Genomic DNA, 21,330 nt, shown 5'->3' on the forward strand with positions numbered 1-21,330 from the left:
ATAGTGAAATATTGGTGATTTACCTAAAAGTGAACGCTAAAGGACATTTATATATTAATTGGTGAATAACTGAACAATATAGGCTTTTATAATTATTTTGCGTTGTTAAACTCTGCGGCATAGAAAAAACTGTCGGTGCAAATTGTGTTTGAAAAAACAGCGGAAAAAAGTCTGAACTTAATGGGGTGGCAAATTGATAACCATTGGGATTTAAATATCGACCAATGTGTCATGATTGCAGCGCCACATACCAGTAATTGGGATGCACTTTATGCACGCCTTGCCCTGAAAGCTTTAGGGGTAAATGTTCGTATCACGATTAAAGACAGTTATATGAAATTCCCGTTTGGGCCTTTTGTACGTGCTATGGGCGGAATAGGTATTAATCGTCGTCCAAAACAAGATGGTGAAGCACGTCAAAGTATGGTTGAGCTCATGGCTGACTTATTTAAGCATCATCCCAAATTAGTCATGTTGGTAACCCCTGAAGGGACACGCGCCAAACAAGAGAAGTGGAAAACCGGTTTTTATCATGTTGCTATGCAAGCGGGTGTGCCGATTGCTTTAGCCTATATGGACTATGCGCAGAAAAAAACGGGTGTGGGTAAAATTGTTTATCCTACAGGCGATTATGAAAAAGATATGGCTGAAATCATGGATTTTTACGCGCAAATTCATGCCAAATTTCCTGAAAAATTCAGTGTCGATACACGCTATCACTAATCCAACAAACCAATAAAAAAGGACAGCATCGGCTGTCCTTTTTTATGTTTAGATTCTTCTGTTTAGATTTTTATGTTGATTTTAATCATTAAAGTCGGGATGAATACCGCCCAGATTTTGACATGCCGCCTTATAAATAATGTATTGCTGGTCAACCACATCGATGAGCGGAATACGAAATAACTTTTCGCCTTGCTTATAGCTATCGATATAAGACACGACTTTTTGTTTGCTTGATGCTAGTTTTTCTTCATGGAAAGTTGTAATCGAGCTATGAGTCATATGTGAACTTTCAATATTATTGCATTGAAAATGGGAGAGTAGTTTTTCAGCTTTTTTAATTTCGCTGGACGTGCCAAACATACAGCCGCTAAGCAGAGTCACACCTGCAAGCAGGATGAACTTTTTCATGGTTTTATTTTAAGCAAAATTATGAGGTGCAATATTCTATTAATTTTCGACAAAAAAATTAATCACTTTTTTACCATTTGGCTAATTTTTATTTAAATGTGAACTGTGTCATTGTTACAAGATGTGAATGTCTAACTGAGAAGGGGTTTTTCTAGAATGACTTGGATAAATATCTTTAGGTTTGGAGTCATCAGGTTAAGATACTCATCGTCACCAAGAAGCAGCCTGAAGAGAATAGAAGACCTAATACAATATGTTTAAATTGGCGTTCTGAAATGCGATAAAAAAGTTTGGCACCAAAAATCACTGGAAAAGCCATAATCACCAAAAGCACGGCTAAATAGGGCAGATGTTCACGATGGATGATCCCTTGTAGCAGATAGCTAATGAGTGTGACGAGCTGAATGGCTAAATTGAAATGTCGCAAAATATAGCGTTGTTCTGCTTTGGGTGTATTTTTCAGCATGAGCCATGCAGAGGGTAATGCACCACAAAAGCCTCCAAGACCACCCAAGATTCCAGCAATATATCCGATACTAGAATCCGCCCATTTCCCTGTCTTTTGGATGAATGAAAATTTTGGATTAAAAAATAAAATTGGGCACCAAAACATTAAAAAAGCGCCCAAAACCAATTTAAATGTATCTGGATTAATGCTGTCTAATAAATAGGTACCTAGCGGCACACCTAAAATTCCTGCAATTAAATAGGTATAAATGATTTTTTTATTGATCGGAATGCTTTTGCGTTCTGATGATAATGAAATGAAGTGGCTATAAATTGAAGCGCAGACGACCAAGGGTGCTGCTATTTGCGGGGGAAGTATCCAAACCCAAAATGACATTGCGATAAGGGCGAATGCAAACCCTGTTAATCCTTGTACGAATCCCGCAAAGATGGCACCAAGAATAAAAATCAGCCAAGTCATTAAATTACAGCTTTGAAATACGTGGCGCTATTGTAGTGAATTTTTCTATATAAATGTGACTGACTGAGTAAATGTAGCAAAATTGGACATCAAATCATGAATATTTAAATACAGCATATCTACACAGACTTCCGATTAAATTCATTTCCATAAGTGAAAATGCTCTTCATCAAAGAGGAGTGCTACACATGCTTAAACAAGTTGCTTTGCTATCTGTAGTTGCAGTTACATTTACAGGGTGTGTCGTGGCGCCATTTGATGATGGCCGATACCATTCGAATCAATATGGCTATGCAAATCAATATGGTTATTCAGGTCAATATGGGGGGGCATACTGACAGCGCTATGACTCAAGTCAGCGTTATGACCGTTCATATGGTCGAGTGAATAGCCCGCAACATCGACCAAACTCACCACGACCGAATTCGAATAGCCGTCCAGACGATATATATAAACCAAATGCGCATAAACCGAATGTACAGAAACCTTCATCTCAGCATCCGTCAAATGTTCAGCGTCCAAGCACAAAGCCTCAGACGCCAGCTAAACCCAATACAAGCAAGCCTCAGCAGCAAAAACGTCCAAAAGTGACGCCCGTGGATAAAGCTAAAACCCCAGGTGGATTTAACAGCCAGCGTCCACTTCGACCACAGGTTTAATGATTTTCAAGTAATAAAAAAGGACGCATTGGCGTCCTTTTTTGTGTGTATTTGCATTAAGCCTTTTTATATAAGCCTGCACGCACCGTTCCAGCTTTGGTTTGTTTGATTTGCTGCCAAGTGCTCGGCAGTTTTAACTGAGCAAGATCACGATCAGCTTCGATATAAATTAAACCATTGTCTGCAATGCAGGGATCGACCAACTCAGCAAGTTCCTGCCATAAATCAAGACTATAAGGGGGATCTAAGAAAATCAGATCAAATTGGTCTTTCAAGTTAGGAATGGCTTGTTGAGCCGTCATGTTTTTGAGTTGCACACGTTGTTTGCTAACTCTTAAAAGTTCTAAATTGTCCATGAGAAACTTCACTTGGGTGTGATCAGGTTCAATTAAAACGGCTTCTGCTGCGCCACGTGAGAGTGCTTCAAACGACAAAGCACCTGAACCTGTACACAGGTCGAGAACTTTGGCATTTTGAACATCCCACATGAGCCAGTTAAATAATGTCTCGCGGACACGGTCAGGTGTAGGGCGTAAACCGTCAATACTGGCAAAAGGCAGTTGACGGCGTTTCCATTCACCCCCAATGATTCTTAATTGATTTTTCATGAATTATTCCTCATCGGTTGCATGTGCTGCACTGGCAGCACGAGGTGGGGTATTTGCAGTATTCGATTGTTGAGTTGCACTGTTGTTCTGCTGAGCTGTTGGGCTCGCATTTGGATCGGCAGATAAAATATTTGAGCCGCTTGGTAATTCACTCGGTTTTAGACCCGCAGTCATGAGACCACCGCTAATTTGATGGCTTGCAGGACGAATTGGATTCTTTTTACGTGTTAATAACCAGTAGTCAAACATCGGTTTCGCAATTTGAGCAGCAGAACCACCGTGACGACCATTTTCCCAAACGACGGCAATCGCAATTTCAGGTTTTTCCGCAGGGGCAAAACCAACAAATAAACCATGGTCAAGTTGACGCTCTGTCAATAAAGATTCGTTATAGCGTTTACCTTGGGCAATACTTTTAACCTGTGCAGTTCCTGTTTTACCTGCTATTTGATACATTGGGGTACGAATACCACGACCGGTCCCTGTTTGAACCACATCAATCATGGCATCACGCATTTTGATCCAATCATCTGGCTTACCATTAAATTGAATGCGACCATTCGGGGCGTTATGTACTTTGTGGACTTTAGCGCCTTTACTTTCACGCAAAACGTGAGGTGTAACATGAGAGCCTTGATTAGCGGTAATGGCAGTTGCCATCGCCAGTTGTAATGGTGTTGCTGTAAATGCACCTTGACCAATACTGACAGAAATGGTTTCACCTTTAAGCCAGTTGGACTTCCGTGTGCGAAGCTTCCATTCAGGATTTGGATATAGCCCCGTACTTTCACTTGGTAAATCTACACCGGTTTTTTCACCGAAGCCAAACTGACGCATCCAAGTATTCATTTTTTCAATGCCCATACGATAGGACAAGACATAGAAATAGGTATCGCAGGAAACGACTTGAGCTTTGTGTAAATTGACTGAGCCATGACCAGTTTTTTTGTGGTCACGGAAACGATGGCTGTCACCCGGAAGTGTGAAGTAGCCCGGATCGGAAATGGCAGTACTCCAGTCCACTAGACCATAATGAATACCACCTAGACCAAACATTGGCTTAATCGTTGAACCCGGTGGATAAGCCCCTTGCACAGCACGGTTATATAATGGCTGATCGAGGCTATCACGTAGTTCAGAATAATCTTTGCTGCTAATCCCGGTAACAAATAAGTTGGGGTTAAAACTAGGACTGGACACAAGAGCAAGAATTTCCCCAGTACGTGGGTCAATCGCCACAATTGCACCACGTCGATCTGCAAGCTGCTCTGAAGCGACCATTTGCAGTCCATAATCTAGGGATAAATATAAGTCATTACCACGAATCGGATCTTTACGACCTAGATGTCGTAACACATTACCAAAGGCATCGGCTTCAACCGACTCATTTCCCGGCATACCATGTAAAAGTTCTTCGTATGATTTTTCAACGCCAATTTTACCGATCAGGTTTGAGCCAGCGTATAAATCTTTATCAATCGATTTTAGTTCTTTGTCATTAATACGACCTACATAACCAATCACATGGGCAAACAGTTCGCCATGTGGATAGTAGCGAGTCATTTGGGTCTCTATATTGACACCCGGGAATTGATATTTCACCTCACTAAAACGGGCGATATCATTTTCATTTAAATTCAGTTTAATCGAAACGCGTTCAGTCTTTTTAGAGGTTTTAATCCGACTTTTGAAACGTTCGATGTCTTCATCAGTCAGTTCTAACAGAGGCGTTAGGCGCTCTACCGTATCATCAATGTCTTCAACATCCGCACGGCTCATGGTTGCTGAGAAAACCGGATAATTATCCGCTAATAACACACCATTACGGTCATAGATATAACCACGAGAAGGTGCAAGCGGTTGCAATCGAATTCGGTTTTGATCGGCAGCAGTCGAAAAGGTCTCATAACTTTTGATTTGCAAATATGCATATCGTGCCACAAGCAACAGCATAAAGAAGGAGACAATCCCTATCGAAATCACCACGCGATTACGATAAATCCGCTTTTCTTGCTGGACATTTTTTAAAGGATAATGCTGCTTCATACGCGATCGACTTAAAGACTGAGAGCTAAAATAACGGAAGAGGCATATTCTAGCGCAACTGACATTTTTTTGATAAATAAAAAAGACTCTGCTGTGATTGCAGTCTATATTTTGACTTTGCAGACATGAAAAATATGGGGCTTTGTGTATAACAGTTCATATTATTCTGCTAAAGTCGAAACGTATAAAAAAGGAATATTCCAAAAAATAATACTAAGGAAGTTTGTGAAAACAATGAATAAATTATATCCATTGCTTGCATTTATGATGCTCGGAAGCATCGCACATGCCAATGACAATTCATTTTTACCTGAGGCAAAATTAACAGGTGAGGGATATCAACCATGGAATGTTGGAGCCGGTTTTACTCAAAAAATTATTCACGTGAATGGTGAGTGGGTAAACCCATATGGCATTGCCTATGCAAAAGCTGGTGTTTTCTTGAACGATGATAAAACACCTGGTGGGCAAGTCGGCTTTCGTTACCCAGTTCATTTCACTGGCAAAGATAAAAATGGTTATTATATCGGAGCTTATGCGGGCCACATCGACTCCAAGAAAGTAGATGGTGAAGATGAAGCGCGTTTAGGTGGTGGTATCGATCTTGCTTATGTGATGTTGAGTGCCGAGCGTATTAGTACGTTTAGTGTAGGCTTGGGTGTGGGTGAAAAATTAGAAGACAAATCAGGTAATGTGATTGTGGAAACCGAACCGAGACTACAAATCTCATATACTTTAAGTTTTGGTTTGTAGTGAAAATAATCAACTTTATTTTATAACCGCACTCACTGAATAAAATTAAATATGGAAGTTATGCATGCTTGAGTACGTTAACGAATTGTGGCAAACCTTTTTGCAACGTCCCGATTTTTGGGCTGTGCTGAGTATTATCCCCGTTACCGCATTCGTTACCTGGGCACACGTTTGGATGGCACTGAAAATGGTGTTTTACCCAATTAATTTCTGGGGATTCCATTTAGGTCCCTTACCCGTGGGATGGCAGGGGATTGTGCCAAGAAAAGCTGGACGTATTTCTGGCATTATTACGGATAACACATTGTCTAAATTGGGTTCCTTGCGCGAGTTTTTGGATGCAATGGATCCTGAGGATATGGCGCGCATCATTGGTGAACAAGTTGGCTTTGAACTTGAACATTTGATTGATGAAGTCATGCTAGACCGAAATGCGGTACTTTGGGAAAACTTACCGTATTCGATTAAACGCCGTATTTATGCCCAAGCACATAAACAGCTGCCAAATACCTTAAAAGAACTCGTGACCGAACTGACCATGAACGTAGAGTCACTTGTTGACATGCGTGAAATGGTGGTGAGCCAAATGGAAGCGGATCGTCTCTTGATGGTGCGTATGTTCCTTAAAGTTGGCCAAAAAGAAATCAACTTTATTTGGCATATCAGTGCCTTGATTGGGATGTTCTTTGGTATCTTCCAGATGATCGTTTGGTTTGTGGTGCCTTGGCATTGGACGGTTCCATTTTGGGCAGCAATCTGGGGGTTTTTGACCAACTGGATTGCTATCTGGATGGTATTTAATCCCATTGAGCCGCACCCCGTTAAGTATTTACAATTATTTGAATTAACTAAAGATCGTAAATTCCCTTGGATTAAACCTGTGATTCCACGTATTGGAACGTACAATGTTCAAGGGGCGTTTATGAAACGCCAAGAAGAAGTTTCAGATGTATTCGCAAGTGTAGTCACAGAAGACCTAATTACGTTAAAATCCATCATGACCGAAATGATGTATGGCGGGAAGAAAGATAAGACCCGTCGCATTGTGAAACGTCATATTAATGAAATTATGGAATCTCCACTGGTTCGTACCTCATTACAGTTGTCTTTAGGTCCAAAAGAGTACGCAAAACTCAAGACAGACTTGATCGATCGCTCAATTGAAATTACGATGGTGCCTGTATGCGACCCTGCGTTTAATGCGAGCCGTGCACAGAAAATCTTTCAAATGTTTAGAGACCGTATTCGTGAGCTAACACCGAAAGAATTTCAAAATCTATTACGTCCTGCATTTCAGGAAGACGAATGGATTTTAATTGTCTTGGGTGGTGTAACCGGTTTTATCGCGGGTACAATACATTTGTTTGTGGCTTTCTTATAATTAGATGCTGGAAGATGATCTGAATCTTCGGTTCAGATCACTACATAGCGTCATATACAATGTTTAAAATGAGGATGTTTTTTTATGCGCATTATATTACTCGGACCACCTGGAGCAGGTAAAGGGACACAAGCTCAGTTGATCTGTAAGCGCTATGATATCCCACAAATTTCAACCGGTGATATGCTCCGTGCTGCGATTCGTGAAGGTACTGAATTAGGTCTACAAGCTAAAAGCGTCATGGATAATGGCGGCCTTGTATCTGATGAGCTTATTATTGGTCTTGTAAAAGAACGCATTGCTCAACCTGACTGTGTCAACGGCTGCATTTTCGACGGTTTCCCGCGTACGATTCCACAAGCTGAAGCGCTTGAAAACGAAGGTATCAGCATCGATCACGTAATTGAAATCGATGTACCTGACGAAGAAATCGTTCAACGTTTATCTGGTCGTCGTCAACACCCAGCATCTGGTCGTGTATATCACACCGTTTACAACCCACCAAAAGTGGAAGGTAAAGATGACGAAACTGGTGAAGACCTTGTTCAACGTCCGGATGACCAAGAAGCAACAATTCGTAAGCGTTTAGGTTCTTACCATGCCGAAACTGAGCAATTGGTTGGTTTCTACCAAGGTCGTGCAGCTTCTGGCGAAAACGCACCGACTTATGACAAATTAAATGGTCTTCGTCCAATCGATCAAGTTCAAACTGATTTGTTCGCGATTTTAGATCAGTCTAAATAATTCAGCTTTTTTGAATTTTTGACAATCAAAGAGTCCTACTGCATAGTGGGACTCTTTTTTTTATGTAGCTTTTAGGGCGAATCTGTTATGAAATTTGCTTTGGTTATAATGGTCATCATCGCTGTAGCGGTGTTATTGGGCTTATTATTTGTCAGCTTTAAAATGTTGCGTAAGGTGCAAGTGGAAGAAGCAGAGCAAGCTAAACTGAGCCCGAAGCAATATCGCTTACATCCAAAGCTGCAGCAAGAGTTTGATAAAAAAAACAAAGAACAAGATAAAAATTAAGCATCAACTCGATCAATTGATTTATACAAATTCCATCTACCCCGAAATTGAAGAGATTAATCTTCAATTTGGGTGGTTTTAATCGGTCTTAATGCGCCAAAGTCAAAACGGTCGGGCCAATTACATACATCAGACACGATACATTCATTGCATTTGGGTTTGCGGGCAATACAGGTATAACGTCCATGCAGAATCAGCCAATGATGTGAATCAACAATAAACTCTTTGGGGATGACTTTGACGAGTCGGTGTTCGACTTCCAGAACATTTTTGCCGACAGCCAATCCTGTTCGATTCCCTAAACGAAAAATATGCGTATCGACTGCCATGGTTGGTTGTCCAAAAGCAGTATTCAGCACCACATTTGCAGTTTTACGACCGACACCGGGTAAGGCTTCCAAATCTGCACGATTATTCGGAACGATACTGTTATGCTTCTCAATGAGCATCTTGCAGGCTTTAATGACATTTTCCGCTTTTGAGTTATACAGGCCAATGGTCTTGATATATTCCTTCAGTCCGTCAACACCTAACGCATAAATAGCTTCAGGAGTATTTGCTACTGGAAAAAGTTTATCTGTGGCTTTGTTGACACTGACATCTGTGGCCTGAGCAGATAGGGTAACAGCCACTAAAAGTTCAAATGGACTACTATAATTGAGTTCAGTTTTCGGGTTAGGGCGTTGCTCACGTAAGCGTTCAAAAAAAGTTTGAATTTGCTTCTTAGTCATGTTTTTAACAGCCATGATTAAGCCCCTTGCAGTTGTGTTAGTTGTAGCGTGAGCGTATGGAGTAACTCACGTTTTTTTGCATCTTCTCGAACACTCAGTTGTTTTTCTAACTTTTTGATTTGTGTTCGAATTTTAGCAAGTTCAATGGTGGTTTTTGCATCGAGCTGCACGACTGGCGTAGTTGGTTTTTCTACGACTTCAATGACCGGCACCGAGTCTGTCTGGGTCGAAAATTGGGCAAAAAGTTCCGTATCAATTTCTGCGCGTACAACAGGGCCTTTACGATGAATTCGGCGCTTTTCCTCACGTTGAATATGTGCATAGTAGCGGCGACGTAAATCATTCTGTTCTGCGATTCGAACGGCTTCAGATGGCACTTGATCAAGCTCTTCGACAAGGTCGATACAATCCACTGGACAAGGTGGAATGCAGAGTTCGCAGCCCGTACATAAATCCATCAAGACGGTATGCATCAATTTGCCTGAGCCAATAATGGCATCAACAGGGCAGGCACTAATACATTTGGTACAACCAATACATTCATCCTCACGAATCACAGCTTTAACCCGTTGCGGGCGTCCATCACTTTGGATTGGCCAAACGCTGGCTTCTGCTGTTAAGTGTGGACGATTTAATAACGCTGCTAGTGAATCTGCCACAGGTTGACCACCGGGTACACATTTATTGGCTTCTTCTCCTTCACTGATGGCTTTGGCATAGGGTAAGCAGCCGTCTCGGTGTCCACAAAGTCCACATTGAGTTTGTGGCAATAGGGCATCAATTTGTTGGATGAGGGAAATTTCAGAAGTCATGGGTAGTCGAGAGTACAAATGAAGGCAGAGAAAAATCAAAGAGGACGTTGAATTCTAGCATGTTTCAGTATGAATTGCTGTGCGCAAAAATGGGTCTATAGATGCATCATAAATGAGCAAAATAATTCATTAAAATATTCCTAAAAGGAATAATATTTATAACTAAAATATCTGAGTAATCAATTTAAATCGCTGTTCTATAAAGAATTTAAAGATTTTTTAAAAAAACTATTGCTGATTAGTTACAAAAGATATTTAATATTTTGCGCCAAAATATATCTTTGATCAAAATTGTGATCAATTTTGATCCATACATCTGCTGAGGATTAAGCGTTGAAATATAACAGCCTTAACGACTTCCTAGACTACGTTAAAACACGTGATGAACATCAACCTGAATTTCTTCAAGCTGTTGAAGAAGTAATGACGAGCCTTTGGCCATTCATCGAAAAGAACCCACAATATGCTGACTACGGTTTGCTAGAACGTCTTGTTGAGCCTGAGCGTGCAATTCAGTTCCGTGTTTCATGGGTAGATGACAAAGGTCAAACTCAAGTTAACCGTGCTTTCCGTGTTCAATACAACTCAGCAATTGGTCCATTCAAAGGTGGTATGCGTTTCCACCCATCAGTGAACCTTTCAATTCTTAAATTCTTAGGTTTTGAACAAACTTTCAAAAATGCTTTAACTACACTTCCTATGGGTGGTGGTAAAGGTGGTTCAGATTTTGACCCTAAAGGTAAATCTGAAGGCGAAATTATGCGTTTCTGTCAAGCATTAATGATCGAATTATACCGTCATCTTGGTTCTAACACTGACATCCCAGCGGGTGACATCGGTGTAGGTGGCCGTGAAGTGGGCTACATGGCTGGTATGATGAAAAAATTAAGCAACGACACAGCATGTGTGTTCACTGGTAAAGGTTTAACTTTCGGTGGTTCACTTGCACGTCCTGAAGCAACTGGTTACGGTACTGTGTATTTCGCTGAGGAAATGCTAAAAACTCGTGGCGATAGCTTTAAAGATAAAGTTGTAACGATTTCAGGTTCTGGTAACGTTGCACAATACGCTGCTGAAAAAGCAATGTACTTGGGTGCGAAAGTGGTTTCACTTTCAGACTCAGCAGGTACTGTATACGTAAAAGACGGTTTCACAACTGAACTTCTTGCTGAAGTAATGGAATTGAAAAACGTTAAGCGTGGCCGTATTTCTGAATTTGCATCTAAGCACGGTTTTGAATATTTAGAAGGTCAACGCCCTTGGTCAATCAAATGTGATATCGCGCTGCCATGTGCAACTCAAAATGAATTAGATGAAGCTGATGCTGAAGCCCTTCTTGCTAATGGCGTAATCTGTGTTGCTGAAGGCGCAAACATGCCATCTACTTTGGCTGCAGTTGAGAAATTCGTTGAAGCGAAAATTCTTTATGCACCAGGTAAAGCTTCAAATGCAGGTGGTGTTGCAACTTCTGGTCTTGAAATGTCTCAAAACGCAATTCGTTTGGGTTGGACTTTCGAAGAAGTTGACGAGCGTCTACACGCGATCATGAAAGAAATTCACCGCAACTGCGTGAAATACGGTACTGAAGAAGATGGTACTGTGAACTACGTAAACGGTGCGAACATTGCAGGTTTCGTAAAAGTTGCTGACGCAATGCTTGCTCAAGGCGTTTACTAAGTTCTCTGTAAGCTGAACTGAAAACCGAGGCTTCTGCCTCGGTTTTTTTATGGCTTAATGGTTTGGAATATATTGGATTCTTAATTAGTGCTCATCTGGGTAAGTTGGATTTCGCTATCCATAACACTGAAGTGAAAATTTAAGGGGTGGCTGAGTAAACGTTTAATATCAAGCTCTTTCTGATGTAATTGTGGGCAGAACTTCATTGTACTCCCTACATCATAATTGTGGCCAATGCGATTACAGCCATTAAAAAATGTCATACGGCCATTGTTGAATTTGAGAGTTATTTGGGCGGGTAAAGCCTTATTTTCTACGAGAACCCACGTCTTTTGAGTTAATTGTTTTGCTTCAAAATCGCGTCAATGGGTAATTCGCTGTATGCTTAAAAATATCTGTCTGTTGATTGCGATTCGTCAGGATGAATTCAGTAATATGCAAGAAGTAGCTTTAGATTAACATCGCTAAAGCGTTGGCTGAACAGTACATCGTGATTTGAATACTATGCATATCCAATCAGCGTTTGCGGTTGTGTAGATATAAAAAAACCGAGGCGATGACCTCGGTTTTTTATCGGCTGTAACTTACAACGTACCTTTTACGGCTTCACGTTCGACTGACATATCAAAAATATAGGCATATTTTGATTGGTCAGCAGCAGGGTTTTTACGTTCAAAACGTTTTACGCGAATAATTTGGCGTTCTGTAGGAGTGTGCTTAAAGCCTTCAATTTGATCGTAAAATAAAGTCCAGTCTTTATCAACTTGTGTTTTTAAGCCTTTTTCATCGTACTTCACTTCACGTACTTGCAAACAAGTTTGTGGAGCAACACCTGTACATTGTTTAGTTTCAGGGCTGATTTCAAGGAAAATCGTTTCGCCTTGCGAGTTGTACTGAGTTTCAGGTGTTAATTTTCCAGTGAAAACCAGTTTTTCACCTGTTGCAGAGATAATGGTTAAAGTTGGATTTTGTGGATCTGTGGTATTTAAAACAAAAGGTGCTTTACGGTCACTAAAGAGTGAAGATGCAAGTCCTTCTTGTTTCATCGCATTATCAGGACACGCCATCATGGTAGATGCAATGTTACCTGTTACAAGTGTATTGTGTTCCACTTTCCATTGGGTTGACATGCTATTACAGCTGGTTGAAATACCCAAAGTGCCATTTTCTAGAAAATTTAAAACTAAAGGTTTTGGTGCATTTTCAGTGGTGGTGCTCCATTGATATGAAGCTAAAGTTTTATCAGCATTTTGTTGTTGTAATACGCTCACGGCTAAATCTCCAGCTTTTTGGATATCGCTTGATTGACATGCTGCAAGGGCTAAAGGGAAGAGGGCGATCGCTAAATATTTTAATTTCATTACGCTAACTGTTCTAAGTGAATTTCAGCCTGTAGCATAACCCATTCATTTTAAAAAAATATGAATACATTCAGCTCAAATAAGTAGCAAAATGTATCCATAAATAATAATTTGTTAACTTATTAATATAAATTATAAATAAGTCAAACTATTTCGTTTTATTCACATTTAATCAAAACGATAAATATCCATACCCAGTGAACCCATACTAAAGCTACTGTGAACAATAGAGAAGCGGGGGCCTGCACCCATCGCAAAGAAGATGGGTGCAAAATGTTCAATGGTCGGATGGTTGCGTTGTACAAACGGGATATTTTGCCAATCGAGAACTGCATCAAAATCTTGATGGGTGATCTTATTGACCACAAAATTACGGAATGTAGACGCCCACTCAGGCACGGTTGCTGCACGTGCATCCCAAGCCAATTCACGTAAGTTATGAGTAATACTGCCCGATCCAATCAACAGGATTTGCTTGTCACGTAAAGGTGCAAGCGTTTGTCCAATTTTATAGATCTCTTGCGCAGACATGGTCATCGGCAGTGATATTTCAATTACAGGAATGTCGGCATCAGGATACATATGCAATAACGGCATCCAAACGCCATGATCGCGTGGACGAGTGCTGTTGGCATGTGCCGATAATCCTGCATTGGCAAGCAAATGAAGGATTTCTTCTGCAAGCTCTGGGTTACCCGGTGCTGGATAACGAATATCATAAAGTTCCGCTGGGAAACCACGGAAGTCATGCCAAGTTTCAGGACGGGCACTGGTACTTACTTCTAGTGCGTTACTTTCCCAATGTGCTGACATGATAACAATGGCTTCAGGTTTTGGAAGATTCAGGCTTAAACGTTCCAACGCAGGACCGACTTGCTCAGGATTAATGGCAAGCATAGGTGAGCCATGGGAAATAAATAAACCTGGAAGTGTTTGTAAATTCATCGCGGTCGCCGTTGGTTGTTTAAAGGAATATGATGATCATGCACTAAATTATTCAGCGTAACAATTCGGATAATTTCAACGGTTTGTTTCATTGTTGCAACGCTGTAATTGCTGTATATGCTGGATGTTAGTTCGGATTAACCCGCACGATGGTAAGGGTGATTATGATTAATACTCATTGCACGGTATAGCTGTTCGATGAGCATGACACGAACCATAGGATGCGGCAAAGTTAGTTTAGACAAAGACCAATGCCATGCTGCAGCTTTACGTACTGCTTCAGAATGTCCATCTGGCCCACCAATGGCTAAAACCACATCATTGCCTTCAAGCATCCAACCTTTCATGGTTTCAGCTAGTTTTTCCGTACTGAACTCTCGACCACCGACTTCTAAGGCGATCAGCACTTCATTCGATTTCATGGCATTTAAAATGCTGTCACCTTCAATTTGACGGTATTTTAAAATGTCGGCTTCTGAGTCGTTCTTGCCACGTTTAGCCATAGGCAGTTCAATGATCTGCGTTTGAACAAATGGCTGAATACGTTTGAAATAATCTTCAAAACCCGTCAGAACCCATGCTGGCATTTTTTGACCGATTGTCAGAATACGAATTTTCATACAGCGCCTGAAAGTATACAAAAGAGCATTATAACGGTTCGCTTGCACTTTGTATGTTCAGACACAATTTGCAATTGAAATCGTGTTCTGCTTGCTGTTTAAATACGCAGCATAAGCAGATTAGATCAAAGATGAAAATTGGAATAATAACAATGAAAAAAACATGGCAGGACGGTAAATTATTTTTGTTCAAGCAAGCAGCAATGCTTTTAATTTTTGCATTGTGTTCATTTGCGGCGTATGCCAACAATATTAGAACCGCTGAACCGGATAATTTAAAAGTCTATTTAGAGCAAATTATTGGTAATGAAGCTGAATATCGTAACTATAAGAACATTCAAGAGTTAAATCGGGTGTCTGCTTGGATTCGTGAGCAGATGCGTTTATTTGGTGTGAATTGCCGTTTTCAAACCTATACCGTAAATAGCCAACCATACCGTAATGTGGTCTGTCCCTTAAATGCAGGGCATAGCAACCGAGTGATCATTGGCGCGCACTACGATGTATTTGAGGAGCAGCATGGCGCTGATGATAATGCTTCTGGCGTTGCAGGTGTACTCGAAGCTGCTCGGATTCTTTCGGCTGAAAAAGCGCGTTTAAAACAAAATATTGAATTTGTATTTTATACCCTCGAAGAACCGCCATATTTTAGAACAGAGTCGATGGGCAGTTTTATCCATGCAAAATCGGTAGCAAAGGAAAAGGATAAAATTTCAGGTGTGTATATTCTGGAAATGATTGGTTATTTTGATCCGAAAGTCACCCAAGAATATCCTGTTGGGCTGAAATGGATTTATCCATCACATACGAATTTTATTGCATCGGTGGGGAATATTCAGTCTCGTGACTTAACCTCATCGTATTGTGCTGCGATGGAGTCATTGAAGCAGTTGCAATGTGAACGCTTGATTTCACCCTCATTTATTCAGGGTGTGGATTTTTCAGATCATATGAATTATTGGCAATTTGATATGCCGGCGATGATGATCACTGATACTGCATTTTATCGTAATAAGCACTATCACACCGAGCAAGATACCTTGGATAAATTAAACTTAGACAAAATGGCTCAAGTGATCGATGGTTTGGTGAAAACCATCTTAAATTTGAAATAGCATGTCTTTAAACACATGACATAAAAAACGCAGCCCAGAAAGCCTGTGGACTGCGATAAAAGGTCATCTACCTGGAGATGTAGATGACCATCTTATTCCAATGATCATCACGCTTTTAGACGTGATTGGAACCAATAAAGAAACATACAGCGCGTATATCTCTCTACTATATATGTGGGATAGAGGGAGATATTTCAAGTAATAGCATACAAATTTTGTAAGACTTTCTTATTGGCTATTACTGATCTTGACGTCAAATTTGAAATAGTTATCCAATTAAAGGTTGTAGCTATTGTCTTGAGTCTTGTCATAGCGATGGATTTGAACGACAAGTTTAGAATATTCAGTATGAATAATGGATAAAAAAAGCCCTGTCCAAACAGGGCTTTTTTTCTTTTATTGCTAGTTGTTAGCGCTTAGTGACGAGCAGCTTTGCCACCTTCAGTTGCTTTGACAATCGGTGTCTTTGCAAGAGGTTTAGGCATATCAACCAAGGCTAGTGGTAAAATCTCATCAATCGATTTCACTGGTTTAATTTCTAGACCTTCTTTGACATTGTCTGGAATCTCAGTCAAGTCACGAACGTTGTCTTGTGGGATAAAGACAAGCTTAATGCCACCACGGTGAGCAGCGAGAAGTTTCTCTTTTAAACCACCAATGCGCATTGCACGGCCACCCAGACTGGTTTCACCAGTCATTGCGATATCTGGACGAATTGCAATGCCTGTAAAAGCTGAAACAAGAGCGGTAGTTAGGGCTAAACCAGCAGATGGACCATCTTTCGGTGTTGCACCTTCTGGTAAATGCACGTGTACATCTGTTTCTTCAAAGCGAATCGCTTCAATACCTAGTTCATCTGCACGGGTACGTACAACGGTCATCGCTGTTGTGATCGATTCTTTCATGACATCGCCAAGAGAACCGGTGGTAATGAACTTGCCTTTACCTTTCACAGCTGCAACTTCAATTGTTAGTAGTTCACCACCAACAGATGTCCAAGCCAAGCCGTTTACACGACCCACTTCAGCTTCTTCTTCGGCCATACCGAAGTCGAATTTGTGTGGACCTAAGTAGTCAGGAAGATTTTTCGAATTCACTTCAATTTGAAGATTTTTCGCTTTCTTGCTCACTGCTTCTTTTACCACTTTACGTGCAATTTTAGACACTTCACGTTCTAAGCTACGGACACCGGCTTCACGTGTATAACGTTGTACGATATCGCGGATGGCTTCTTCGTGAACGGTTAATTCTTTCGCACGTAGACCGTTGTTCTTGATGGCTTTTGGAACAAGGTAACGTTCAGCAATATTCACTTTTTCATCTTCGGTATAACCCGGTAGACGAATCACTTCCATACGGTCAAGCAAAGCTTCTGGAATATTCATGCTGTTTGCAGTGCAGATGAACATCACTTCAGAAAGGTCTAGATCAAGATCTAAATAGTGATCATTGAACTTACTGTTTTGTGATGGATCGAGGACTTCAAGCAATGCTGAAGCAGGGTCACCACGGTAGTCTTGCGCCATCTTGTCGATTTCATCGAGTAAGAACAGTGGGTTCTTTACGCCAACTTTTGTCAAAGACTGCACAATTTTACCGGGCATCGCACCGATATATGTACGACGGTGACCACGAATTTCAGCTTCGTCACGCACGCCGCCAAGCGCCATACGGACAAATTCACGACCAGTCGCTTTGGCAACAGATTCACCGAGTGAAGTTTTACCAACACCTGGAGGACCAACTAAGCACAGGATTGGACCACGAAGTTTTTTCACACGTGATTGAACAGCAAGGTATTCCACGATGCGGTCTTTCACGTCGTCTAAACCATAGTGATCGGCATCAAGAATATCTTGAGCTTTCGCAAGGTTAATGCTGACTTTGCTAGCTTTGTTCCAAGGCGTATCTAAAATAACTTCTAGGTAGTTACGCACGACAGCAGCTTCGCTTGAAGCAGGTTGCATCGCTTTTAGCTTGCGGAACTCATTTTCAGCTTTTTTACGTACATGTTCAGGTAAATCGGCTTCAGCTAGACGTTTTTCAATTTCTGCAACGTCATCTTCAGCACCGCCATTCATGTCAGAAAGTTCGCGTTGAATGACCTTCATTTTTTCATTTAAGAAGTATTCACGCTGATTCTTTTCCATTTGGCGTTTTACAGAATCATGTAAGGTTTGCTCAATTTGCTGTTCTTCTGACTGTTGTAATAAGTAGGTCATGAGTTCAGCTAAATGTGCTTCAAATTCATCATGCTCTAAGAATTTTTGTTTGACATCAATATTCAAAGGCACGCGTGTTGCTACGAAGAATAATAATTGCAGTAAATCATCAATTTTATTGGCTGCTGCAATCAATTCACGTGCATTACGCAGTTTTGCTTCTGCATATTGAGCAAATAAGGTACGTAATTCTTCGACACGGTTATTCTGAGTTTCTGAGTCTACAGAAACCGTCATTGGGCTTAATGAATGCTCGGCAGTCAGGTAATCATCGGCATCGATAATTTTTTCTAGCTTGGCACGATATAAGCCTTCAATCAGTACTTTTATACAGTTTTCATCATTCTCATGATTCACAACTTGCACAATCTTCGCGACAGTACCGTATTGATATAAATTGTCGTGATCAATTTCTTCTGTAAGCGAATCTTTTTGTGCAACTACGAATACAAGATTGTCACTGTCACGTGCGACATTGACTGCATTGATCGACTTTTCGCGACCCACAAACAGTGCAATTTGCATGTGAGGATATACAACCACATCTCGTAGCGCTAAAAGCGGTAATACGCTCGGAATTGTAGTTTCCAAGCTTTCTTCATTCATAATAATCTCAGACATGGGCACTCCTAATGAGTGACAACGGTGTTGCCATGTTTTTTATAGTGATGTGTATTTTTTAAATTACAAGGGTCATGCCAATTAAAATGTATAAAAAATGACTAAATATGTGATTTTTAAGTGTAACTCAGCGTCAAAAATATCAAATTAACGTTTGAAACTTAAAGTTTGAGATGGGCTGATAAAGCCATCTAGCGGTTGATCCCATGCTTCTCGGACTAAGGGGTCTTGGATGAGTTGAAAATCGTGACCAAGTCCTAAACGGTAGGGTGTAGAGTGGGCAGTCGCTAATGTTTTATCGTAGAAGCCACCCCCCATACCAATACGTGTGCCGTACTTATCGCAAGCCAGTAAGGGCATTATTAAAAGGTCAAGGTGAGAAACATGCTTCCCGCGGCTTGCCATCGGTTCTTTCATACCGAGCGGGTGATGAGAAAAACGTTTACTAATATATTGATGACGTGAGATTTCAACCCAAACCAGTTGCTGATTCATGTTGCAAATCATGGGTAAATACACGTGTTTTTGATGTGCAAAACAGTAGTGGATGATCTTTTGAGTGTGAATTTCACCGAATGCATGTAAATACACGCCTATATGCTGACTGCTCTGAAAATGACTGAGTCTGACTAAACGCTGTAGGACTTGTTGTTCAGCTTGTCGTTGGGTCCATAGGTTTAGGCTACGACGCTGCTTGCGGAGTTGTTTACGAAGGCTGGTGGTGCTCAAAGTCATGATTCATTTCAAATTAGCACAAAATTCTCAAAGGCATCTTAACGCGTTCAAGCTTAAAAGTCCGAAAAAATAGGTTTTATCTTTTTTATATAAAGCGTTCCTTAAACACTAGTTAGCTTAAGGAACGCATACTTATTTAAGGTTTTTTTATACCAAGAATTTGCACATCAACACGGCGGTCTGCTTGTAAGCAAGCTTTTAAGGCATTTCGATCTTGCACATCAAAACAACCATTGGTTACAGGCTGAGTTTCACCTGCTGAAGCGAAACTTAATTTATCAGCAGCAATCCCTTGGTTCATTAAGTAATTTTTGACAGTTAGTGCACGTTGCAATGCAAGTTGCTGATTATATTGTTCACTGCCTAAACGGTCGGTATGGCCGGTAAGCTTAATCATATCAATACGTGCATATTGATTATTAAGTTTAGTTGCTAGTTCATTCAAGCTTGATTTACCTGCAGGAAGTAAATCGGTTAATTTACCACCATTAAATTTAAATAAAGAATCGGCAGCTAAGTTTATATTATCTAAACTCGGTTCAATTGGTTTTATTACATTATTTAGAGCATTTTCTCTAATCGGGCAATTATTAATTGTAGTACCATCATTATTTAATATAATAGGTTTGCCGTTATTATCAACTGTAAGTAATAAGTTATTCAAAAGTGACTTTTCGTTTACACAATAGCTAACTGAATAATTTTCACAATGATTTGTACAATTTTTCACCTTAAATTGGTATTCGCCTTCTTTTAAATAAAAATCAGCAGAATTATTAATATAAAAATCACCCGCTTTAAATTCATCTATATAGAGCTTAGTTGCACATTTTTGGTTCTTAGCTTGATCATCTGCGCATAATTTTTCATCACGTTGAACATGTATTTTGTATGCATCAATCCTATTGTTTTGAAACAACAAATTATCTGGTTTTGCATACTTATTTACGCCAGGAAAAGTTGAACATGCAACAAGTGATGTGCTTAACGCAATGGTAGTGAAAGTCTTATACATAATGAATTCCGATTAATGCAATAAGGATAAACAATCGTCTAAATAATATTAAAAACATTATTTAAAGAAATATATTGAAAGAACTTTATTGAGGAAAAAAATAACACTTTGTTAGACTCGTTACTAGATGTTACTAAATTAATAATGGCGAATTAATATGAAAGAATTGGTTGTAGTTGATAAAATTACTCTGAATAAGGTTAGCTTGTCTGCTAACCGTATTGTTTTGGAAGATGCATCAATAATTCAAACCAAATTACATAGAGAAGATGTTCAAGAGTTTTTACAAGACGGTAATACATTAATAATTAAATTGAAAAATGGTGAAGTAATTACCATTGAGAATTTTTTTGCACAATATGAAGACGGTTTAGTTTCTGATTTAGTTTTTGAAGATGATGAATGTGCATTCTTATGGTTCGATTTTACGAATGGTGTTGCGAGCTTTAAAGAAATTGCAGGTTTAGAAGTTTTATTACCACCAGCATCTTCTAGTTTTGGTGGGCTAGTGCCATGGTTAGTGGGTGGAGGTTTAGTTGCTGGCGGGATTGGTTTGGCTGGTGGTTCAAGTGGTAGCAATTCATCAAAACCACCGGTAGAACGCCCACAAGTTGAAGTCAGCATTACGCCTGATGGTACGATTGTTCTGACCTACCCGAAGAATACCGATCCATCCACAATTACGCCTGACCAAATTACGGTTAAAGATCCAAATGGCAATGACATCGTGGTTGAGTTTGGTACACCTGAAACTCAACCAGACGGTTCAATCACGGTAACGGGTAAAGTACCAGAAGGTACGGACAGCACAATTACTGTCACTGTGCCGGAAGGTTCGTATGAAGATACAACGGGTAACCCAGGTCAACCGGGTACGGGTACAGGTACAGTTGATACTGACCGTCCACAAGTTGAAGTGACTGTGACACCGAATGGTG

The 21,330-nt window shown here is 40.3% G+C and carries 22 protein-coding genes and 1 pseudogene; 10 read left to right on the forward strand and 13 right to left on the reverse strand.

Features of this window, described 5'->3' with window-relative positions; genetic code table 11:
• Nucleotides 1–144: 144 nt before the first annotated feature.
• Entirely contained in the window at nt 145–723 is a 579-nt protein-coding gene (locus tag FTU02_RS14755; RefSeq protein WP_171262613.1) for a 1-acyl-sn-glycerol-3-phosphate acyltransferase, read from the forward strand.
• An 81-nt stretch (nt 724–804) separates the two neighbouring features.
• Here the strand turns inward: FTU02_RS14755 and FTU02_RS14760 are convergent, their stop codons facing one another.
• Nucleotides 805–1,134 (reverse strand): hypothetical protein, encoded by a 330-nt coding sequence (locus tag FTU02_RS14760; protein ID WP_180024138.1) that lies wholly within the window; start codon nt 1,132–1,134, stop codon nt 805–807.
• 190 nt (nt 1,135–1,324) lie between these two features.
• On the reverse strand, nt 1,325–2,062 hold the full coding sequence (locus FTU02_RS14765; protein WP_180024139.1) for a sulfite exporter TauE/SafE family protein: 738 nt from the start codon (nt 2,060–2,062) through the stop codon (nt 1,325–1,327).
• A gap of 188 nt (nt 2,063–2,250) precedes the next feature.
• Here FTU02_RS14765 and FTU02_RS14770 point away from each other — a divergent pair, with 188 nt between their 5' ends.
• Both FTU02_RS14770 and FTU02_RS14775 read left to right on the forward strand, forming a co-directional pair.
• The gene (locus tag FTU02_RS14770) at nt 2,251–2,400 is read left to right on the forward strand and encodes a hypothetical protein (RefSeq protein WP_180157815.1); all 150 of its coding nucleotides are present in this window, start codon (nt 2,251–2,253) and stop codon (nt 2,398–2,400) included.
• A 45-nt stretch (nt 2,401–2,445) separates the two neighbouring features.
• On the forward strand, nt 2,446–2,721 hold the full coding sequence (locus tag FTU02_RS14775; protein WP_180157817.1) for a hypothetical protein: 276 nt from the start codon (nt 2,446–2,448) through the stop codon (nt 2,719–2,721).
• A 56-nt stretch (nt 2,722–2,777) separates the two neighbouring features.
• Here the strand turns inward: FTU02_RS14775 and rsmD are convergent, their stop codons facing one another.
• Both rsmD and mrdA read right to left on the reverse strand, forming a co-directional pair.
• Complete coding sequence (rsmD, locus tag FTU02_RS14780; RefSeq protein ID WP_180157819.1) at nt 2,778–3,329, reverse strand: 16S rRNA (guanine(966)-N(2))-methyltransferase RsmD; 552 nt, start codon at nt 3,327–3,329, stop codon at nt 2,778–2,780.
• A 3-nt stretch (nt 3,330–3,332) separates the two neighbouring features.
• Nucleotides 3,333–5,375: a penicillin-binding protein 2 gene (mrdA, locus tag FTU02_RS14785; protein WP_180157821.1), complete on the reverse strand. Its 2,043-nt coding sequence runs from the start codon at nt 5,373–5,375 to the stop codon at nt 3,333–3,335.
• Nucleotides 5,376–5,609: 234 nt separating this feature from the next.
• Between mrdA and FTU02_RS14790 the strand changes: the two genes are divergently transcribed.
• The 4 genes from FTU02_RS14790 (at nt 5,610) to FTU02_RS14805 (ending at nt 8,538) form a co-directional block, all read left to right on the forward strand.
• Nucleotides 5,610–6,128, forward strand: coding sequence for a hypothetical protein (locus FTU02_RS14790; protein ID WP_180109797.1), 519 nt, complete (start codon nt 5,610–5,612; stop codon nt 6,126–6,128).
• Between the two features lie 64 nt (nt 6,129–6,192).
• On the forward strand, nt 6,193–7,509 hold the full coding sequence (locus tag FTU02_RS14795; protein ID WP_218948322.1) for a hypothetical protein: 1,317 nt from the start codon (nt 6,193–6,195) through the stop codon (nt 7,507–7,509).
• A gap of 84 nt (nt 7,510–7,593) precedes the next feature.
• Nucleotides 7,594–8,253 (forward strand): adenylate kinase, encoded by a 660-nt coding sequence (gene adk, locus FTU02_RS14800; protein WP_078189866.1) that lies wholly within the window; start codon nt 7,594–7,596, stop codon nt 8,251–8,253.
• A gap of 87 nt (nt 8,254–8,340) precedes the next feature.
• The gene (locus FTU02_RS14805; protein ID WP_180157823.1) at nt 8,341–8,538 is read left to right on the forward strand and encodes a hypothetical protein; all 198 of its coding nucleotides are present in this window, start codon (nt 8,341–8,343) and stop codon (nt 8,536–8,538) included.
• Between the two features lie 56 nt (nt 8,539–8,594).
• Here the strand turns inward: FTU02_RS14805 and nth are convergent, their stop codons facing one another.
• Together nth and FTU02_RS14815 are read right to left on the reverse strand one after the other, a co-directional pair.
• Nucleotides 8,595–9,284: an endonuclease III gene (nth, locus tag FTU02_RS14810; RefSeq protein ID WP_180079050.1), complete on the reverse strand. Its 690-nt coding sequence runs from the start codon at nt 9,282–9,284 to the stop codon at nt 8,595–8,597.
• A 2-nt stretch (nt 9,285–9,286) separates the two neighbouring features.
• Nucleotides 9,287–10,081 (reverse strand): RnfABCDGE type electron transport complex subunit B, encoded by a 795-nt coding sequence (locus FTU02_RS14815; protein WP_180157825.1) that lies wholly within the window; start codon nt 10,079–10,081, stop codon nt 9,287–9,289.
• A 333-nt stretch (nt 10,082–10,414) separates the two neighbouring features.
• Here FTU02_RS14815 and gdhA point away from each other — a divergent pair, with 333 nt between their 5' ends.
• A complete protein-coding gene (gene gdhA, locus FTU02_RS14820) occupies nt 10,415–11,758 on the forward strand; it encodes an NADP-specific glutamate dehydrogenase (protein ID WP_078193293.1) in 1,344 nt (447 codons plus the stop codon).
• An 80-nt stretch (nt 11,759–11,838) separates the two neighbouring features.
• Here the strand turns inward: gdhA and FTU02_RS16540 are convergent.
• The 4 genes and pseudogenes from FTU02_RS16540 to rlmH form a co-directional block, all read right to left on the reverse strand.
• Nucleotides 11,839–12,093: pseudogene (locus FTU02_RS16540) on the reverse strand (META domain-containing protein); the annotation flags it as partial.
• A gap of 249 nt (nt 12,094–12,342) precedes the next feature.
• Nucleotides 12,343–13,119, reverse strand: a complete 777-nt coding sequence (locus tag FTU02_RS14830) for an META and DUF4377 domain-containing protein (protein ID WP_180085103.1) — start codon at nt 13,117–13,119, stop codon at nt 12,343–12,345.
• 168 nt (nt 13,120–13,287) lie between these two features.
• On the reverse strand, nt 13,288–14,064 hold the full coding sequence (locus FTU02_RS14835) for a dioxygenase (RefSeq protein WP_180157827.1): 777 nt from the start codon (nt 14,062–14,064) through the stop codon (nt 13,288–13,290).
• Between the two features lie 137 nt (nt 14,065–14,201).
• A complete protein-coding gene (rlmH, locus tag FTU02_RS14840) occupies nt 14,202–14,684 on the reverse strand; it encodes a 23S rRNA (pseudouridine(1915)-N(3))-methyltransferase RlmH (RefSeq protein ID WP_078189858.1) in 483 nt (160 codons plus the stop codon).
• Between the two features lie 203 nt (nt 14,685–14,887).
• On the opposite strand from rlmH, the gene FTU02_RS14845 reads away from it, so the two are divergent.
• Complete coding sequence (locus FTU02_RS14845) at nt 14,888–15,799, forward strand: M20/M25/M40 family metallo-hydrolase (protein ID WP_257232792.1); 912 nt, start codon at nt 14,888–14,890, stop codon at nt 15,797–15,799.
• Nucleotides 15,800–16,215: 416 nt separating this feature from the next.
• Here the strand turns inward: FTU02_RS14845 and lon are convergent, their stop codons facing one another.
• The 3 genes from lon to FTU02_RS16410 form a co-directional block, all read right to left on the reverse strand.
• Complete coding sequence (gene lon / locus FTU02_RS14850) at nt 16,216–18,642, reverse strand: endopeptidase La (RefSeq protein WP_180055790.1); 2,427 nt, start codon at nt 18,640–18,642, stop codon at nt 16,216–16,218.
• 147 nt (nt 18,643–18,789) lie between these two features.
• On the reverse strand, nt 18,790–19,377 hold the full coding sequence (locus FTU02_RS14855) for a 5-formyltetrahydrofolate cyclo-ligase (RefSeq protein WP_180157831.1): 588 nt from the start codon (nt 19,375–19,377) through the stop codon (nt 18,790–18,792).
• Nucleotides 19,378–19,513: 136 nt separating this feature from the next.
• On the reverse strand, nt 19,514–20,392 hold the full coding sequence (locus FTU02_RS16410) for an OmpA family protein (protein ID WP_257232791.1): 879 nt from the start codon (nt 20,390–20,392) through the stop codon (nt 19,514–19,516).
• Nucleotides 20,393–20,549: 157 nt separating this feature from the next.
• Here FTU02_RS16410 and FTU02_RS14865 point away from each other — a divergent pair.
• Nucleotides 20,550–21,330: BapA prefix-like domain-containing protein (locus FTU02_RS14865; RefSeq protein WP_180157833.1), on the forward strand; the 781-nt coding region annotated here is incomplete at its 3' end.

The sequence above is a fragment of the Acinetobacter sp. YH12045 genome (assembly GCF_013419925.1).
In the GTDB taxonomy this organism is placed as follows: Bacteria; Pseudomonadota; Gammaproteobacteria; order Pseudomonadales; family Moraxellaceae; genus Acinetobacter; species Acinetobacter amyesii.

Bases quoted from the DNA above. Each gene is read 5' to 3' on its own strand.
- FTU02_RS14760 (WP_180024138.1), bottom strand. From the start codon at position 1,134: ATGAAAAAGTTCATCCTGCTTGCAGGTGTGACTCTGCTTAGCGGCTGT.
- FTU02_RS14765 (WP_180024139.1), bottom strand. From the start codon at position 2,062: ATGACTTGGCTGATTTTTATTCTTGGTGCCATCTTTGCGGGATTCGTA.
- FTU02_RS14770 (WP_180157815.1), top strand. From the start codon at position 2,251: ATGCTTAAACAAGTTGCTTTGCTATCTGTAGTTGCAGTTACATTTACA.
- rsmD (WP_180157819.1), bottom strand. From the start codon at position 3,329: ATGAAAAATCAATTAAGAATCATTGGGGGTGAATGGAAACGCCGTCAA.
- mrdA (WP_180157821.1), bottom strand. From the start codon at position 5,375: ATGAAGCAGCATTATCCTTTAAAAAATGTCCAGCAAGAAAAGCGGATT.
- FTU02_RS14790 (WP_180109797.1), top strand. From the start codon at position 5,610: ATGAATAAATTATATCCATTGCTTGCATTTATGATGCTCGGAAGCATC.
- FTU02_RS14795 (WP_218948322.1), top strand. From the start codon at position 6,193: ATGCTTGAGTACGTTAACGAATTGTGGCAAACCTTTTTGCAACGTCCC.
- adk (WP_078189866.1), top strand. From the start codon at position 7,594: ATGCGCATTATATTACTCGGACCACCTGGAGCAGGTAAAGGGACACAA.
- FTU02_RS14805 (WP_180157823.1), top strand. From the start codon at position 8,341: ATGAAATTTGCTTTGGTTATAATGGTCATCATCGCTGTAGCGGTGTTA.
- nth (WP_180079050.1), bottom strand. From the start codon at position 9,284: ATGGCTGTTAAAAACATGACTAAGAAGCAAATTCAAACTTTTTTTGAA.
- FTU02_RS14815 (WP_180157825.1), bottom strand. From the start codon at position 10,081: ATGACTTCTGAAATTTCCCTCATCCAACAAATTGATGCCCTATTGCCA.
- FTU02_RS14830 (WP_180085103.1), bottom strand. From the start codon at position 13,119: ATGAAATTAAAATATTTAGCGATCGCCCTCTTCCCTTTAGCCCTTGCA.
- FTU02_RS14835 (WP_180157827.1), bottom strand. From the start codon at position 14,064: ATGAATTTACAAACACTTCCAGGTTTATTTATTTCCCATGGCTCACCT.
- rlmH (WP_078189858.1), bottom strand. From the start codon at position 14,684: ATGAAAATTCGTATTCTGACAATCGGTCAAAAAATGCCAGCATGGGTT.
- FTU02_RS14845 (WP_257232792.1), top strand. From the start codon at position 14,888: ATGCTTTTAATTTTTGCATTGTGTTCATTTGCGGCGTATGCCAACAAT.
- lon (WP_180055790.1), bottom strand. From the start codon at position 18,642: ATGTCTGAGATTATTATGAATGAAGAAAGCTTGGAAACTACAATTCCG.
- FTU02_RS14855 (WP_180157831.1), bottom strand. From the start codon at position 19,377: ATGACTTTGAGCACCACCAGCCTTCGTAAACAACTCCGCAAGCAGCGT.
- FTU02_RS16410 (WP_257232791.1), bottom strand. From the start codon at position 20,392: ATGTATAAGACTTTCACTACCATTGCGTTAAGCACATCACTTGTTGCA.